Below are 14,946 nucleotides of genomic sequence, written 5' to 3'. Positions count from 1 at the left end.
GGTTTGCGGCCGCGGCATGACGCAGCGCTACTTCCGACGCCGAACTGGCGTAGGGGCGGCGTCGGCCGTTGCGGTTGGTCGTGAAAGCGTCCGCTCGGCGATCAGCCCAGACGGCCCAGGCGATGGTACAGGTTGGAAAACTTCGACGAGCGGGGATCGTCGGCGATCTCCCGGACGTACGCTCCGACCGCTTCCTTCAGGAGACTGAAATCCTCCGTCGAGAACACGGCGCGACTGCGCGGCGGTTCTTTTGTCATCTACTGTCTCCCAATCCGCGATCGGTAATCCGTCACGGTTGGAGTGTAAAAAGCATACGGAATCACCAAACCCCAACAGCATCGTGTCGATAAAACAGTCTGGATGTATGGTTTGGCAGTTTTTTAACTGTAGTTCTGTAAATAATTTACAAGAGATTCGTAGCTTCAGCGGTGCAAATCAAGCAGCCGATGCACAATACTCACCAAACGCGACAAGGCACCGCACGAACATCGTCGCACGGCGCTCAAAACTGAATCATTGATTAGTCGATCTGCGAGCGGACCGTTTATACAGGTCCGACCAACGTCCGGTCCATTCTATAATCTACCGGTCAACTCCGGCACTACCGTGAACAAGTCACCCACCAGCCCGACATCGGCGACCTGGAAGATCGGTGCGTCCTCGTCCTTATTGATCGCGACGATGACCTTCGAATCCTTCATCCCCGCCAGATGCTGGATCGCGCCAGAAATGCCGACCGCGATATAGACTTCCGGGGCGACGATCTTGCCGGTCTGGCCGACCTGGTAATCGTTGGGGGCATAGCCGGCATCGACCGCTGCACGCGACGCGCCGACCGCGGCGTTCAGCTTGTCGGCCAGCGGATCGATCAGCGCATGGAACTGCTCCTCCGATCCCAGCGCACGACCGCCCGAGACGATGATCTTGGCGCTGGTCAGCTCGGGGCGTTCCGACGCGGCGATCTCGGCGCCGACGAACTTCGACACGCCCTTGTCACCGGTCGAAGTGACGGCTTCGACCGCAGCCGAGCCACCCGTCGCTTCGGCCTTGTCGAACGCCGTGCCGCGCACCGTCAGCACCAGCTTGGGATCGCTGGTCTGGACCGTGGCGATCGCATTGCCGGCATAGATCGGGCGAGTGAAGCTGTCCGGCCCCTCGACCGACAGGATCTCGCTGATCTGCATGACGTCGAGCAGTGCTGCGACACGCGGCGCGATGTTCTTGCCCGTCGTGGTCGCGGCGGCAACGAATGCGTCATGGCTGCCCATCAGATCGACGACCAGCGGCGCGACGTTTTCGGCGAGGTTGTGGGCATAGGCCGCGTCGTCGGCGACCAGCACCTTGGTGACGCCCGCAATCTGTGCGGCAGCCTGTGCCACGCCATCGACGCCCTGACCCGCGACGAGCAGTTCGACCTCGCCCAGCTTTCCGGCAGCGGTGATCGCCGCGTACGTCGCGTCCTTGACCGACTGCCCGTCATGTTCGACCCAAACCAGCGTCTTCATGCGACCACTCCCAGCGTCTTCAACTTGCCGACCAGTTCGTCGACATCGGCGACCTTTACCCCGGCCTGCCGCTTCGACGGCTCCTCGACCTTGACCGTCGTCAGGCGCGGGGTGACGTCGACGCCGTAATCGGCGGCGGTCTTGGCGGCGAGCGGCTTCGACTTCGCCTTCATGATGTTGGGCAGCGAGGCGTAGCGCGGTTCGTTGAGGCGCAAGTCGGTGGTGACGATCGCCGGCAGGGTGAGCGCGACCGTCTCCAGCCCGCCATCGACTTCGCGGGTGACGTTGACGGTCTCGCCCGACACCTCGACCTTGCTCGCGAAGGTGCCCTGCGGATAGCCGGTCAGCGCCGCCAGCATCTGTCCGGTCTGGTTGTTGTCGTCGTCGATCGCCTGCTTGCCGAGGATCATCAGTTGCGGCGCTTCCTCGTCGATCACCGCCTTCAGCAGCTTGGCGACACCCAGCGGCTCGACCTTGGTCTCGCTGGTGATCAGGATCGCGCGGTCGGCGCCCATCGCCAGCGCAGTGCGCAGCGTGTCCTGCGATTTCTGTTCGCCGATCGAGACGACGACGATCTCGGTCGCTACGCCCTTTTCCTTCAGGCGGATCGCTTCTTCAACCGCGATCTCGTCAAACGGGTTCATGCTCATCTTGACGTTGGCGAGGTCGACCCCGCTTCCGTCCGCCTTCACGCGGGGCTTCACATTATAGTCGAGCACGCGCTTGACCGGCACCAGCACCTTCATCGGGTACTCCTGTTCAGAATGCGTCGGCAGCGAGCGCCATCAGAGAGCGCTTGCCGGACTTGATCGTAAGGAACGCCGCCGTCGCCTGCGGCAGGATGCGGTCGAAGAAGAAGTTCGCGGTGGCAAGCTTCGCTGTGTAGAACGCCTGCTCGTCGGTTCCCTCATCCAGCCTGCGGCGCGCGATCAGGGCGGACTTCAGGAAACAGTGTCCCATGCCCACTAGGCCGACCATGCGCAGGTAGTCGGTCGCGGCTGCACCAGCCTCCTCGCCGTCCTTCAGCGCCTTCTGCGCAATGGTGCCAGTGGTCAGTTGCAGCATGCCGAACGCCTGCTCCTGGGCCGCGCGCCATGCCGCCAGATCGGCGTCGGCCACGCCGGCGCTCGACTGCAGCAGCCCCGAGACCGCGTGAAAGAACGGTCGCAGATGACGGCCCATGTGCGCACCCATCTTGCGGCCCACGAGGTCCAGCGCCTGCACGCCGTTCGTCCCTTCGTAGAGCTGCGTGATGCGAGCGTCGCGCACGAACTGTTCGACGCCGTGTTCGCGGATGAAGCCGTGACCGCCGTAGATCTGGACGGCGAGGTTCGCCGTCTCGGACGCGAGATCGGTAAAGAACGCCTTCACCACCGGGGTCATCATAGCGACGAAGTCCGAGGCGCGCTGCCGCATCTCGGGGTCCGCCCCGTGCACTTCCGCATCCAGCGCGCGTGACACCCATTGGCCGAGCGCGCGCGACCCCTCGGTATAGACGCGCATCGTCATCAGCATGCGCCGCACGTCGGGGTGGACGATGATGGGATCGGCGGGCAGATTAGGCCGGGCAGGCCCGGACAGGCCGCGCCCCTGCAGGCGTTCCCGCGCATAGGCGACCGCGGACTGATAGGCGATCTCGCCGACGCCCAATCCCTGGATGCCCACCGAGACCCGCTCAGCGTTCATCATGGTGAACATCGCGGCGAGACCCTTGTGCGGCTCACCCACCAGCCAACCGGTCGAACCTTCGAAGGCGAGCTGGCAGGTGGCGGAGGCCTTCAAGCCCATCTTGTGCTCAATTCCGGCCACGGCCACGCCGTTGCGCGGCCCCGGCGTGCCGTCACTCTTCGGCAGGAACTTCGGTACCAGGAACAGACTGATGCCCTTCGAACCCTTGGGCGCATCAGGCAGACGCGCAAGGACCAGGTGGACGATGTTCTCGGTCAGATCATGGTCACCCGACGAGATGAAGATCTTCGATCCCGTCACCTTGAAGCTGCCGTCGTCCTGCGGCTCGGCGCGGGTGCGGAGCAACCCCAGGTCGGTTCCGCAATGGGCTTCGGTCAGGCACATCGTGCCGGCCCATTCGCCGCTGACCATCTTCGGCAGATACGCCTGTTTCAGGTCTTCGGAGGCATGATCGAGGATTGCCGTCGTGCCGCCGTGCGTCAGGCCGGGATACAGGCTGAACGACAGGTTGGCAGCGCAGGTCATCTCTTCAACAAGCTTGTTCACCGTCTCCGGCAAGCCTTGACCACCCCATTCGGTCGGCGAGGACAGAGCCGCCCATCCGCCGTCCCTGAACGTCGCGTAAGCCTCCGGAAAGCCCTTGGGCGTGCGCACCACACCGTTCTCCAGCGTGCAGCCCTCGGCGTCGCCGCTCGCGTTCAGCGGCAACAGCACATCCTTGGTCAGACGCGCAGCTTCCTCGAGCACCGCATCGGTCAGGTCCGGCGTGAATTCCGAAAAGTGCGGCAGGTCGCCGAAATCGTCGCCGTCGAACAGTTCGTTCAGCACGAAGCGCATGTCGCGCAGCGGAGCCTCGTAGACTTGTGCCATTCCAATCCTCCGATCAGTTGCGCAACGGCTTGCCGGTCTCGAGCATGTGCTCGATCCGGGCGAGCGTGCGGCTATCCTTGATGCTGTCCATGAACGCCCGGCGCTCTACCGTCAGCAGATCGTCTTCTGTCACCACGTCGACCACATCGGCCTCACCGCCGGTCAGCACCTGGGCCAGGCGTCCGGCGACGACCTCGTCGTACGGCGTGGCGATGCCCTTTGCGCGGAAGTCGCGCACCGCTCCGGCTATCGCGGTCCGGCCGCCCTGCCCCGGCAGGCGGAACGTCGGCTTCTCGGGCGGTGCATAGCCGTCGGCCATCGCCAACGCTTTCGCCTTCGCATCCGCGAGCAGCCGGTCGCGGTTCATCGTGATGCCGTCGCCTGGGCGAAGGAACATCATCTCGCGCGCAAGAGCGGCGGACTTGGAGACCTGCGCGGTCGAGATCGTCTCGAACGCCTTAGTCACGGCCGGCATCGGCCCCTTCGGCATCATCGGCGACTTGGCAAAGCGGTCGATCAGCTCGCCGTTGCCGCCCCAGCCAGGAACGAGGCCCACTCCGGTCTCGACGAGACCCATATAGGTTTCGGCATGCGCCTGTATCGCATCGGCGTTCAGACAGATTTCGCACCCGCCGCCCAGCGCCATGCCAGCCGGTGCCGCGACCACGGGGAACGGTGCGTACTTCAGCGCCTTGAACGCCGCCTGCCCAGTGGCGATCAATCGCTCGACCTCGCCCCACGCTGCGATGTTGACCGCGAACATCGCAAGGCCCAGGTTCGCGCCGACGCTAAAGTTACTCGCCTCGTTGTAGATCACCAGCGCCTTGAACCGCGACTCGACGATCGGGATCGCTTTCTGGATGAGCTGGATGACCTTCTCGTCCAGGGCATTCATCTTTCCCGTGAACTCAAGACAGGCGACACCGTCGCCCACGTCCCACAAGGCGGCCGATCCGTTGCGTACCACCGGGTCGGCACCGAGCTTCACATCCTCCAGCAGCAGGACGCCCTCCGGCCGGACGATGTCCAGATACTCGCCCGTCGCCGACAGATACTGCCGCTTGCCGTTCTCGACGCGGTAGAAGGTCCGATCGCCGACCGTGTCCAGGATCGTCGGCACCTTCATTCCATCGACGCGAAGTCGATCCGCGAAGCGACCTGCGCCTAGACGGTCGATCAGTTCGAAGGGACCGAACTTCCAGTTGTACCCGAGCCGCATGGCGTCATCGATCGCGACGATGTCGTCGGCGATGGTTCCGACCAGCGACGCGGCGTACGAAAGCACCGGACCCAGCACCGCCCAGGCATAGGCACCGACCCAGCCCGGAGCGGCGACGAGCGCACCAAGATCACGCTCGGCCGCCTTGGGCAGCGGCGCGGGCTTGCGTTCGGCCCGATACTCGCCGGTTGCTAGATCGATCGCCAGCTTCGTCCGCTTGCCACCGTCACCCTTGTCGAGGCGGTAGAAGCCGCCCTTCCCCTTGCGTCCCGTGAACCCCTCGGCGATCATCCGGTCGATGAGTGGCATCGGGCGGATGGTGTCGAAGTAGGCATCGCCTGCCGGCAGCGTCGACGAGAGGCTCTTGGAGAGCAACGGCATCAGGTCGACGCCAACCAGATCGACAAGCCCGAAGATTCCGGTCTTGGGAACGCCCATCGGACGGCCACCAACCTGATCAGCCTCCTCGATACTCAAACCCTGATCCATCGCGGCATTGATGGCGACCGCCAGCCAGTAGGTGCCGATCCGGTTCGCGATGAAGCCGGGCGAGTCCTTGGCCCGCACCACCCGCTTGCCGAGCGCGCGGTCCGTGAAGTCCGACACACGCTGGGCGATCTCCGGATCAGTATCGGGCGCGGTCACAACCTCTATCAGACGCATGTAGCGCGGCGGGTTGAAGAAATGGGTGATCAGGAAACCCTTCCGGAACGCGTCCGACCGCCCCTCGACCAGTTGCGCCAACGGTATGGTCGAGGTGTTCGACGACACCGCCGTTCCGGGATGCATCAATTGCTCGATGCGCGCATACAGCGCCTGCTTGATGTCGAGGCGCTCGATCACCGCCTCGACGACCCAGTCGCATTCGGCGACGCGTTCGAGATGGTCGTCGATGTTGCCCGTCTCGACCAACTTCGCCGCAGCCTTCGACATGAAGGGGGCAGGGTCGGTCTTCAGCATCTTCGCGACTGCCGCTTTCGCGATCGCGTCGCGGTCGGCACCTTCGCGGGGTACGATGTCGAGGAGCAGGACCGGCACCCCGGCATTGGCGATCTGCGCTGCGATCCCGGCACCCATGGTACCGGCCCCGATCACGCAGACCTTCTTGATCGTTCCGTCCATCATGCGCGCTCCAGCACCGTGGCGATGCCCTGACCGCCACCAATGCACTGAGTGGCCAGCGCATAGCGGCCGCCCTCGCGCTCCAGCAGGGCCGCCGCCTTCCCGACAATGCGAGCGCCGGTCGCACCCAGCGGATGGCCGATCGCCAGTGCGCCGCCGTCGACGTTGATCGCGCTTTCCTTCAGACCGAGATCACGGATGCAGGCGATCGCCTGGCTCGCGAACGCTTCGTTGATTTCGACGATGTCGAGGTCGGCCGCACGAATGCCGGCACGCTCCAACGCCTTGCGCGACGCGCCAATCGGTCCGAGGCCCATCGTCTCGGGTGCGCAACCCGAGATCGCGACGGAGCGGATACGGGCGAGGATCTTGAGACCGTGCCGCTTCGCGAACTCTTCCGACGTGACCAGCACGGCCGATGCGCCATCGGTCAGTGGCGAGGACGTCCCTGCGGTGACGGTCCCATCGGCGCTGAACGCGGGCTTCAGGCCTGCGAGGCCCTCGACGGTCGTCTCCGGACGCAGCGTACCGTCCTCGTCCACCTGGCCGCCCTTTGTGATGATCGACACGATCTCGTCGGCGAGCCGACCCTCGCTGCGGGCCGTCGCCGCCTTCTGCTGGCTCTGAACCGCGAAAGCCTCCTGTTCGGCGCGACCGATCTGGTAGGACTGGGCGACGTTCTCGGCGGTCTGCCCCATGCCCATGTAAGCACCCGCATTCTGCGCGGCGAGCGCCGCATTCGGGAGCGGATTGTAGCCGCCCATCGGCACGCGGCTCATCGATTCGATGCCCGCGCAGATGAACGCTTCGCCCGCCCCGATCGCGATCTGGCCGACGGCGATGTGGATGGAGCTCATCGACGAACCGCAGAAGCGGTTCACCGTCATGCCGCCAACGGACAACGGAAGATCGGCGAGCAGGCCGATCAGGCGTGCGACGTTGAAGCCCTGCTCGCCTTCAGGAAACGCGCAGCCAAGTACGATGTCCTCGATTTCAGCCGGATCGACTCCCGTGCGCTCGATCAAACCACGGATCGTCTGCGCGGCCAGATCGTCGGGCCGTACCCGCGCCAGCGCGCCTTTGCCGGCCAGATGGAACGGTGAACGGGCGTAACCAGCAATCACAGCGGTCATCTGCGAATCTCCTCGCTCAGATCGAAGGCCATCGGTTGACGACCTCTCCTATAAGTCATCTATCTTCCCTATAGGACATATTCTACGGATGCAATGTTGCATCTGGACCGCCGACCGGCGAGATGAGCTCAGGGAGAGGAGGCACTATTGGCATCGGACGAAGACGACCTCACCGGCATCCATGCCGTTGCTGAACGCCTGGGCGTCACGCCCCGCACGCTTCGACTGTACGAGGACCGAGGTCTCATCCAGCCGATACGGGTAGGCAACAACCGCGCTTTCAGCCGGCGGGACGTCGCGCGCATCCAACTCATCCTGCGCGGCAAGCGACTGGGCTTCTCATTGCGGGAGATCGAGGAATTCCTCGACCTCTACGATACCGAACCCGGTCAACTCGAACAGATGCGCATCCTCGCCGAGAAGTGCCGGATGAAACTCGAGGAGCTCTCCGCCCAACGACTGGCGCTCGATCAGACGATGAGAGAACTGCAGGAGATCGAAGCGGAGGCACGCCAACGTCTGACCGACGCCGGCTAGGTGTTTGATCCCACGGTTTGATGGTGCGATCCTTTCGTTGGAATGGAAGGATGCCGCATGGGACAGGTACGTCATGGGTGCGCCACGACCACGCACGCCGTCCGAGCAGCAATACAGCGATCGCAAGCTTCGCTCGCGACGCTGAGCCGGGAGCTGCGGATCAACCCGAAGACAGTCGCGAAGTGGCGTAAGCGGGCGACGGTCGAGGATCTGAAGACCGGGCCGAAGGCCCCTCATTCAACGACCCTGACCGAGGCGGAGGAGGCAATGGTGGTGGCGTTCCGTCGCCACACACTGCTGCCGCTCGACGACTGCCTCTACGCATTGCAGCCGTCGCTACCGCACCTGACCCGGTCAGCGCTGCACCGTTGCCTTCAGCGGCACGGCATCTCACGGCTACCGGATGTCGAGGGCGACAAGCCCAAGCGTCAGCGCTTCAAGCGTTATCCAATTGGTTTCTTCCACATCGATATCGCCGAAGTGCAGACTGCCGAAGGCAAGCTCTATCTGTTCGTCGGCATTGACCGCACCAGCAAGTTCGCAGTCACCCAGCTGGTCGACAAGGCCGATAGGCGCACAGCATGGGAGTTCCTCGAACACCTGCTGAAGGCCGTGCCGTACCGGATACACACGATCCTGACCGATAATGGCATTCAGTTCGCCGAGCAGCCGCGCAACCGGAACACCGCCTGGTCGCGCCAGATGCGCTTCGACATCATCTGCGAGGCAAACGACATCGAACACCGGCTCACCAAGCCGAACCACCCGTGGACCAACGGACAAGTCGAACGGATGAACCGCACCATCAAGGAGGCAACCGTCAAACGCTTCCACTACGAGAGCCACGACCAGCTTCGGACGCACCTCGCCGACTTCATGGCAGCCTACAACTTTGCCCGCCGGCTCAAGACGCTCAGCGGCCTCACCCCCTACGAATACATCGCCAAGATCTGGACGTCAGAACCAGACCGGTTCATCGTCGACCCGATCCACCAGATGCCGGGACTGAACACCTAGTAACCAGAAAATCGAGCATTGAGCGATGGGTCATGATCCAATCAGATAGCACAGGAGTGTGCAACGAGTGTGCTGATTATGTCCGCTCGCTACCCAAACCCGACCGTCCCAGCGTGCCATTTACCGCTGAAAAGACGTGCCAACTAGAGCGTTTTGTGATCATACCGTAGCGTACCCGGCGTGCGTGAAGTAATTTGCGCATTGGTTCGGAGGGAAGTCGTCGAGGAGAGAGCCGATACGGTTCCAGAGGCCCTCGCGGGTGCGTTCGCCTGCCTTTCGCAACAGGTGCTTGAGTTTGGCGAAGACCATTTCGATCGGGTTGAGGTCGGGGCTGTAGGGCGGCAGGAACAGCAGAGTGGCGCCGCAAGCCTCAACCAGAGCGGCGGCTTCTGCGCCTTTGTGGCTGGACAGATTATCGAGGATCACGACGTCGCCGGGGTTGAGTTCGGGGACCAGATACTGGCGGACATACTGGGTGAAGATCGCCCGGTTCATAGGTTCGTCGACGACGAAGGGGGCAACGATCCCGCCGCTGGTGAGGCCTGCGAGGAAGGTCGTGATCTTCCAGTGCCCGGCAGGGGCATGGCCCCGAACCCGCTTTCCCCGTGGGCTGCGCCCATAGCGGCGGACCATGTTGGTCGTGACGCCGGTTTCGTCGAGGAAGATCAGCCGCCTGGCGCTCAGCACCGACTGCATCGCACGCCATGCCTCACGTCGTGCCACTACGTCAGGCCGGAGCTGCTCGGAGGCGTAAACGCTTTTTTTTGAAGCTGATCCCGTTGCCCGTGAAGAAGCGGCTCAGCATCCCGGCGTCTGCCCTCACGCCGTGCTCAGCCAGCAGACGCTCCGCCACCACGCGCAGCGTCAGGTCCGGTTCCGCCTCGATCAGCGCGAGCAGCCAGACCCGGTGCGCCGACAAGCGGGACCGCCGATCGCCGCCTTGCGCCAGCGCGCCGCGCCGACCATGGCGCATCGCCTGAAGCCATCGCACCGCCGCCGCGTCGCTGATCCGATACCGCCGCGCCGCCTCGCGTCGCGACAAACCCTCATCCTCGACCGCCGCAATCACCCGATCGCGCAAATCCTGCGAATACGCTCTGGTCATTTGTGCCGACCTCCAACAGCCAGCACCTTGAATCAGATCACAGCCCTTCTGGGAATCCCCTGTGATTCCGTCAGATCACAAACGGCTCTAGCGCTGACATTCACAGGCATCTGGGCCGAGATACGGGCATCGGAGATTCCTACGACGCCTCGTCAAAACAGGTCGTGGCTGTTGAAAAACGCAGTGATGATCCTCTGCGATCATCCTGCGTTCCTTCAGGCATCCGCCGCTGCCGTCGAGGCAGACCACAGCGCGAAGGTGACGATCCGAAGACACGCGAGTGCCGAATAGCCGATTGCCAGCACCACCAGCATCAACAGCGGGAGCGTGACGTCTCCAAGCGTAGCGCGCATCTGATTAAGAGGAACGAAAGTGTGCACCCCTGACGTCGACGGTATCAGATGGGAAAAGGCCGACAAGAAGCGCGGCATCTGATCGAGCGGATAGGTAGCGCCGGTGAGAAAGAAGAACGGGACCGACGTTGGCCCCAGTATGTAGGTCGCCCGCTCTCCCCGATCGAATGCACTTCCTACCAGCAACCCCAGCGCAGCGACTGCTACGGCGAAGATCGGCACGACGACGATCATGCCGAGGATGTTGCCGTCCACCGGAACCCCTTGCACCCAGAAGATCAGGCCGAACAGGAAGTAGCATCCCACAACGCCGACCGACGAAAAGGCCGCAAGGGTGCCGGCGAATTCCGCTGCTCCCATTTGCCATGCCCCCGTCCGTCGCCGATTGCCCATGAAGGTTGCGGCACCGAACAGCAGAGTCTGCTGAATGATGATGACCGCCACGGACGGGAAGACGTAGCCCTTGTAGCCGCCCGTTCGGTTGAAAAGCGTCTCTTTGACGACTGTGACGGGCGGACCGCCGCGACTGATCTGCCCGCCCGGCAGGAGACGGGTTCTCGCGATATTCTGGATGACCGCCGTCACCGCCTCGCCGATCGTGCTCGCACGCAGAAGGTAGGTCGCATTGACCCAGACGGCGATACCCGACCCAGGCGTTCCGGCACGCAGCTGGCGTTCAAGGCCATCGGAAATCAGGATAACCCCATCGGCTTTGCCCTCACGCATGTCTGCCCGAGCGGTGGCGAGGTTCCTAACCACGCTCGCGACACTGATTGCGCGAGTGGCGTCCAGATCCAGGATTATGGTTCGGCTGAGGGCGCTGTCATCCTGATCGACCACGACCACGGGCAGCTTGCGTGGCGCCTCATGGGAATAAGGCGCGGGATAGTAGAAGGCATACAGGACGACCGCGAGCAGCATCGTACTAAGCAGCGTTTTCGACGTGAGAATGGTGTGCCACGTCGAGAGGAAGGCCCTATCGAAGGTCATACCCGGCGCGCCCTTACCATGATGAAAGCCAGCGCCCCGCCGCCAGCGATGACGACGTAGGCCATCAGTGAGACCATCGGCGCGACGGCTGCAGCGACCGCCTGACCACTGACCTGCCCCATCTGAAGCGCGATGTAATGGGTGAGCGGCAGCCCATTGCTCCAAGCGCGGGCGAATGCATTTCCGCCGTTCAACGGCAGCGTCGCGCCCGAATAGGCAAGGGCCGATCCGGCATAGACGGCGCTGGCCGACAACGCGGTAGCCGTCTCACGCGTCACCGCCACGAGGAGTGCGGCGACGGCAGCCGTCGCGGAGTAGAACAGCGTCTGACCGCAGGCGATCAGAACGATGCTACCTTCAATACGCCAACCGCGCGCAAGGGTCAGGTAGAGGAGCCAGGCGAGGCCCCAGCCGCTAATTGCGAGGACATAAGGCAGCATCTTGCCGGCCATCGCCGGCGCAACCCCGCCGCTTGCCCTAGCCCACTCGGACAGTGATTTGCCCTCAAGTTCGCGGCCAATCGCCATGGCGCAAACGCAGGCCGCGATCAGATGCAGGACCGCCGGGAAGATCAGCAGCCCCAAGAACCATTCAAAGCTTGACGGCGCGTTGCCCAGCGGCGTCGCCTCGACGGCGAGACGCCGGACGCGGCTCGCCGGTACCGCATGATTGGGCAGCTGATTGGCGGCGATCTCAGGGAGCGCATCGGTCACCGCCTCTTCAGCCGCACGGGCGACCTGCCCCCCTGCGGTCAGGAAACTTCCGTTGTAGAGGATGCGGACGACTGGCTCGCGGTGCCGGGCCACGCTTTCGCCGAGCCCCGCCGGGATGTGTGCAAACCCCATGATCTTGCCGGAGCGGACCGCACGAACGGCGTCGACCTCCCCCGGATAATACCCGCCGAACCGAATGAGGGGCGAGGCGTCGAGCGCCCGGATGACTGCTCGGCTGGCCGTGCTACCGTCGCCGTCCACGATCCCCAGCGGCACCTGGCGAAGTGGGCCCTGCCAGAACAGGGCCGCGACGATGAAAATGAGGAATCCGGGCAGCAGCGTAATCCCTGCAAGATCCCAGCGGTCGCGGCGCAGATGATGCACCTCGCGCGTCAGAGCCCGGCGAAAGGCGCTCATTGTGGCCAGTCGAACAGGACGCTCATTCCCGGACGAAGCTTCTCGATCGGACTGACCGGATGCAGCCGGATCTCGAAGGTTCGCACGTCATAGCCCGACGCTTCACGCGTGGCGCGCCAAGTCGCAAAGTCGCCGCGCGGCGCAACCAGATAGACCTTGAAGTCGGCATCGCGTTGCAGCGCAGGTATGTGACCGTGCAGCACGGAGCCAATCCCGAGACCATGGTAACGGTCCTCCCGCAGGTTCAGCGCGACCCAAGGGTGATCGATGTCGATGACCTGATAGGCGGGGATGACGGGGCTGACGACTTCGCCTGGCTGCACCAGCTTGCGGGCAACTTCACCGGCAATCGGCGAGAATAATTGCGTTTCACGGCCCAAGGCGTTGGCGGTGCGCAGTGCGGCTTCGGCAATGCGCACCTGAGCGTTCGCCGCCTGTTTATTCTGCGGACGTGCTCCTGCCAGCGCCTTCAAATATTGCTGACGCGCAGCTTCGGCGTTGCGGGCGCTGCTGTCGCGCGCTGCCGCTGCCTCATCCCGGCGCTGGGCTGCCACCACCCCTTGCGCATATAGATTGGCGGTACGCCGGCTCGTCACCGCTGCCAAATCCGCGGCCGCCTGAGCGGCCTGCCATGTCGAGCGCAGCGTTGCGATGTCTTCCGACCTCGCGCCCTCGTTCGTCTCCGACGCAACCGCGCGTGCGGCATCGAGCGCACCTTGCGCCTGCGCCTGTCCGCCCGCGATCTCAGGGCTCGACAGAGTTGCGAGCAGCGTGCCGGGCTGAGCGCGCTGCCCCTCCTCTGCAATCAAACGCTCGACGCGAGCGAGCGCTTTTGTGCCGACATTCACCTCGTCCGCGTCGACCATGCCCTGCAGTTGCTCCGGCGCCGGACGGCTCGCCAGCCACAGTCCCAGGACGATGACCACCACCACGATCACACCCGCGACGATCGCGATAGGCCGCGTGTTGCGCCTTGTCGGGGCGGCTGTTTCTTCGTTCACTTCTCGTCCCCCAAACGTCGATCGGCACGCGCCAGATAGGTGGTGAAATCGTCAACCCGGTGGCTGGTCGCGAGCAACCCCGCCAGCGCGAGGTCATATTCATAGGCCGCCGCAATCCGTTGGGTTTGCGTCGAGGCCAGCGTCGCCTCGGCATCGACAAGCGACGAGGATGGGGCTTCACCCTCGAAGAATGAAACCCGTTGGACCCGCAGGTTTTCCCGGGCTGCGGCAAGGTTACTGTCGAGCAGCAGGAAAGACCGCCGGGCGGTTTCGACCAGATTCCAGGCACGAACGATTTCGCTGGCCACGTCCTTACGCGCCTGCGCAGCGGCATCGGCCGCCGCACGCTCCTGCTCGCGGGCCGCGTCGAGCGACTTCTTGCGATCGAAGTTCGACAACAGGGTATATCGCAGGCTGACGCCAGCCACCCAATCGGGTTCAGTCGGCAGTGCGTTGTCGCGGTTGGCATTGTAGCTACCGAACGCAAAAGCCTGGGGGCGGTAACGAGATTTCGCCAGGCCCACGCCCGCACGGGCGATGTCGCGGGCGGCATCCGCGCCGCGCGCTCGCGGTGTTGCATCGATGCCGTCGATAAACACACTGACCGGCGGTAGTGGCGCCGAATTGACGAACAGCGGTGTCAGGGCATTCACACCCCCGGGCTGATCCAGCAATCGCGCGAGCGCATCGGCGGCCGTCGCTTCTTCAAGCTGCGCCCGCACATAAGCGCGCTCCGCGGCATCGCGCGCGACCTGGACCTGAAGAACGCGGGCATGCGGGATCACTCCGTTCTGCTCGAGCTTCTTCGCATCGGACAGATGCCGGTCGAACCCCTCAAGGGTTTTACGCGTGGAGTGCGTCAGTTGTGCAGCGACCTGCTGTCCGAAATAGCCCCGAACAAGGCCGACACGAGACACGTCGTGCCCGCCGGCCTGTTTGGCGCGCGCCACATCGACCGCAGCGTCTGCTCCTGCCTGTATCGCCGGGATCGCTCCGCCTGTATAAAGCGGCATCGCGGCGGTGATCGCCGGCCGGAACACCGTGTCGCGCGTCTGATATTGCAGCGTGTCCGGGATCGCGCCGAATATTGTAGGCAGCGCGGCACCGACCCGCTGCGTGACCTGGCCGACGATCTGCTGCAGCCCCGCCGGAAACTGGCCGGGTAACTGCGACAGAAAATCGAGGCTGTTGAAAAACGGCTGCTTGCGACGGTGACGAGGGCGTGATTCACTCCGGCAAGGCGGTGGGGGGATCCCGGACATGATGGGTCGGCAG

13 protein-coding genes are annotated in these 14,946 nt (G+C 63.9%); 2 read left to right on the top strand and 11 right to left on the bottom strand.

Annotated elements, in window-relative coordinates:
• Positions 1–101: 101 nt before the first annotated feature.
• The 6 genes from J2Y58_RS18490 to J2Y58_RS18465 form a co-directional block, all read right to left on the bottom strand.
• Positions 102–257, bottom strand: a complete 156-nt coding sequence (locus J2Y58_RS18490) for a hypothetical protein (protein WP_198158548.1) — start codon at positions 255–257, stop codon at positions 102–104.
• 318 nt (positions 258–575) lie between these two features.
• Complete coding sequence (locus J2Y58_RS18485) at positions 576–1,505, bottom strand: FAD-binding protein (protein WP_310106479.1); 930 nt, start codon at positions 1,503–1,505, stop codon at positions 576–578.
• Positions 1,502–2,251 carry an electron transfer flavoprotein subunit beta/FixA family protein gene (locus tag J2Y58_RS18480; RefSeq protein ID WP_310106477.1) on the bottom strand — a complete coding sequence of 250 codons (750 nt, stop codon included), beginning with the start codon at positions 2,249–2,251 and terminating at the stop codon, positions 1,502–1,504. Before J2Y58_RS18480 ends, J2Y58_RS18485 begins: the two co-directional genes overlap by 4 nt.
• A 13-nt stretch (positions 2,252–2,264) precedes the next feature.
• Positions 2,265–4,064, bottom strand: coding sequence for an acyl-CoA dehydrogenase C-terminal domain-containing protein (locus J2Y58_RS18475; RefSeq protein WP_310106475.1), 1,800 nt, complete (start codon positions 4,062–4,064; stop codon positions 2,265–2,267).
• Positions 4,065–4,077: 13 nt separating this feature from the next.
• Positions 4,078–6,405, bottom strand: coding sequence for a 3-hydroxyacyl-CoA dehydrogenase NAD-binding domain-containing protein (locus tag J2Y58_RS18470; RefSeq protein ID WP_310106495.1), 2,328 nt, complete (start codon positions 6,403–6,405; stop codon positions 4,078–4,080).
• Positions 6,405–7,538 (bottom strand): thiolase family protein, encoded by a 1,134-nt coding sequence (locus J2Y58_RS18465; RefSeq protein ID WP_310106473.1) that lies wholly within the window; start codon positions 7,536–7,538, stop codon positions 6,405–6,407. Before J2Y58_RS18465 ends, J2Y58_RS18470 begins: the two co-directional genes overlap by 1 nt.
• A 147-nt stretch (positions 7,539–7,685) precedes the next feature.
• On the opposite strand from J2Y58_RS18465, the gene J2Y58_RS18460 reads away from it, so the two are divergent.
• Entirely contained in the window at positions 7,686–8,075 is a 390-nt protein-coding gene (locus J2Y58_RS18460) for a MerR family DNA-binding transcriptional regulator (protein WP_310106471.1), read from the top strand.
• 57 nt (positions 8,076–8,132) lie between these two features.
• Complete coding sequence (locus J2Y58_RS18455; RefSeq protein ID WP_310106469.1) at positions 8,133–9,092, top strand: IS481 family transposase; 960 nt, start codon at positions 8,133–8,135, stop codon at positions 9,090–9,092.
• 159 nt (positions 9,093–9,251) lie between these two features.
• On the opposite strand, the gene J2Y58_RS18450 is transcribed toward J2Y58_RS18455, so the two are convergent.
• The 5 genes from J2Y58_RS18450 to J2Y58_RS18430 all read right to left on the bottom strand — a co-directional run.
• Positions 9,252–10,197 (bottom strand): IS630 family transposase gene (locus J2Y58_RS18450; RefSeq protein ID WP_310106467.1). Its coding sequence is split into 2 segments (ribosomal slippage): positions 9,252–9,857 and positions 9,859–10,197, totalling 945 coding nucleotides; the frame shifts between segments, so codons are not numbered across the junction.
• 215 nt (positions 10,198–10,412) lie between these two features.
• Positions 10,413–11,540 (bottom strand): ABC transporter permease, encoded by a 1,128-nt coding sequence (locus J2Y58_RS18445; RefSeq protein ID WP_310106465.1) that lies wholly within the window; start codon positions 11,538–11,540, stop codon positions 10,413–10,415.
• Positions 11,537–12,670: an ABC transporter permease gene (locus tag J2Y58_RS18440; protein ID WP_310106464.1), complete on the bottom strand. Its 1,134-nt coding sequence runs from the start codon at positions 12,668–12,670 to the stop codon at positions 11,537–11,539. Before J2Y58_RS18440 ends, J2Y58_RS18445 begins: the two co-directional genes overlap by 4 nt.
• The gene (locus tag J2Y58_RS18435; protein ID WP_310106462.1) at positions 12,667–13,671 is read right to left on the bottom strand and encodes an efflux RND transporter periplasmic adaptor subunit; all 1,005 of its coding nucleotides are present in this window, start codon (positions 13,669–13,671) and stop codon (positions 12,667–12,669) included. The genes J2Y58_RS18440 and J2Y58_RS18435 overlap by 4 nt, the downstream gene beginning before the upstream one ends.
• Positions 13,668–14,946, bottom strand: a 1,279-nt coding sequence (locus J2Y58_RS18430) for a TolC family protein (protein WP_310106460.1), incomplete at its 5' end; no start/stop codon positions are given. The genes J2Y58_RS18435 and J2Y58_RS18430, both read right to left, overlap by 4 nt.

Origin of the sequence: Sphingomonas sp. BE138, from assembly GCF_031456125.1 — a bacterium.
Classification (GTDB): Bacteria; Pseudomonadota; Alphaproteobacteria; order Sphingomonadales; family Sphingomonadaceae; genus Sphingomonas.
The sequence above is the reverse complement of the archived record's forward strand: the minus strand, read 5'-3'. Positions and strand labels throughout refer to the sequence as shown.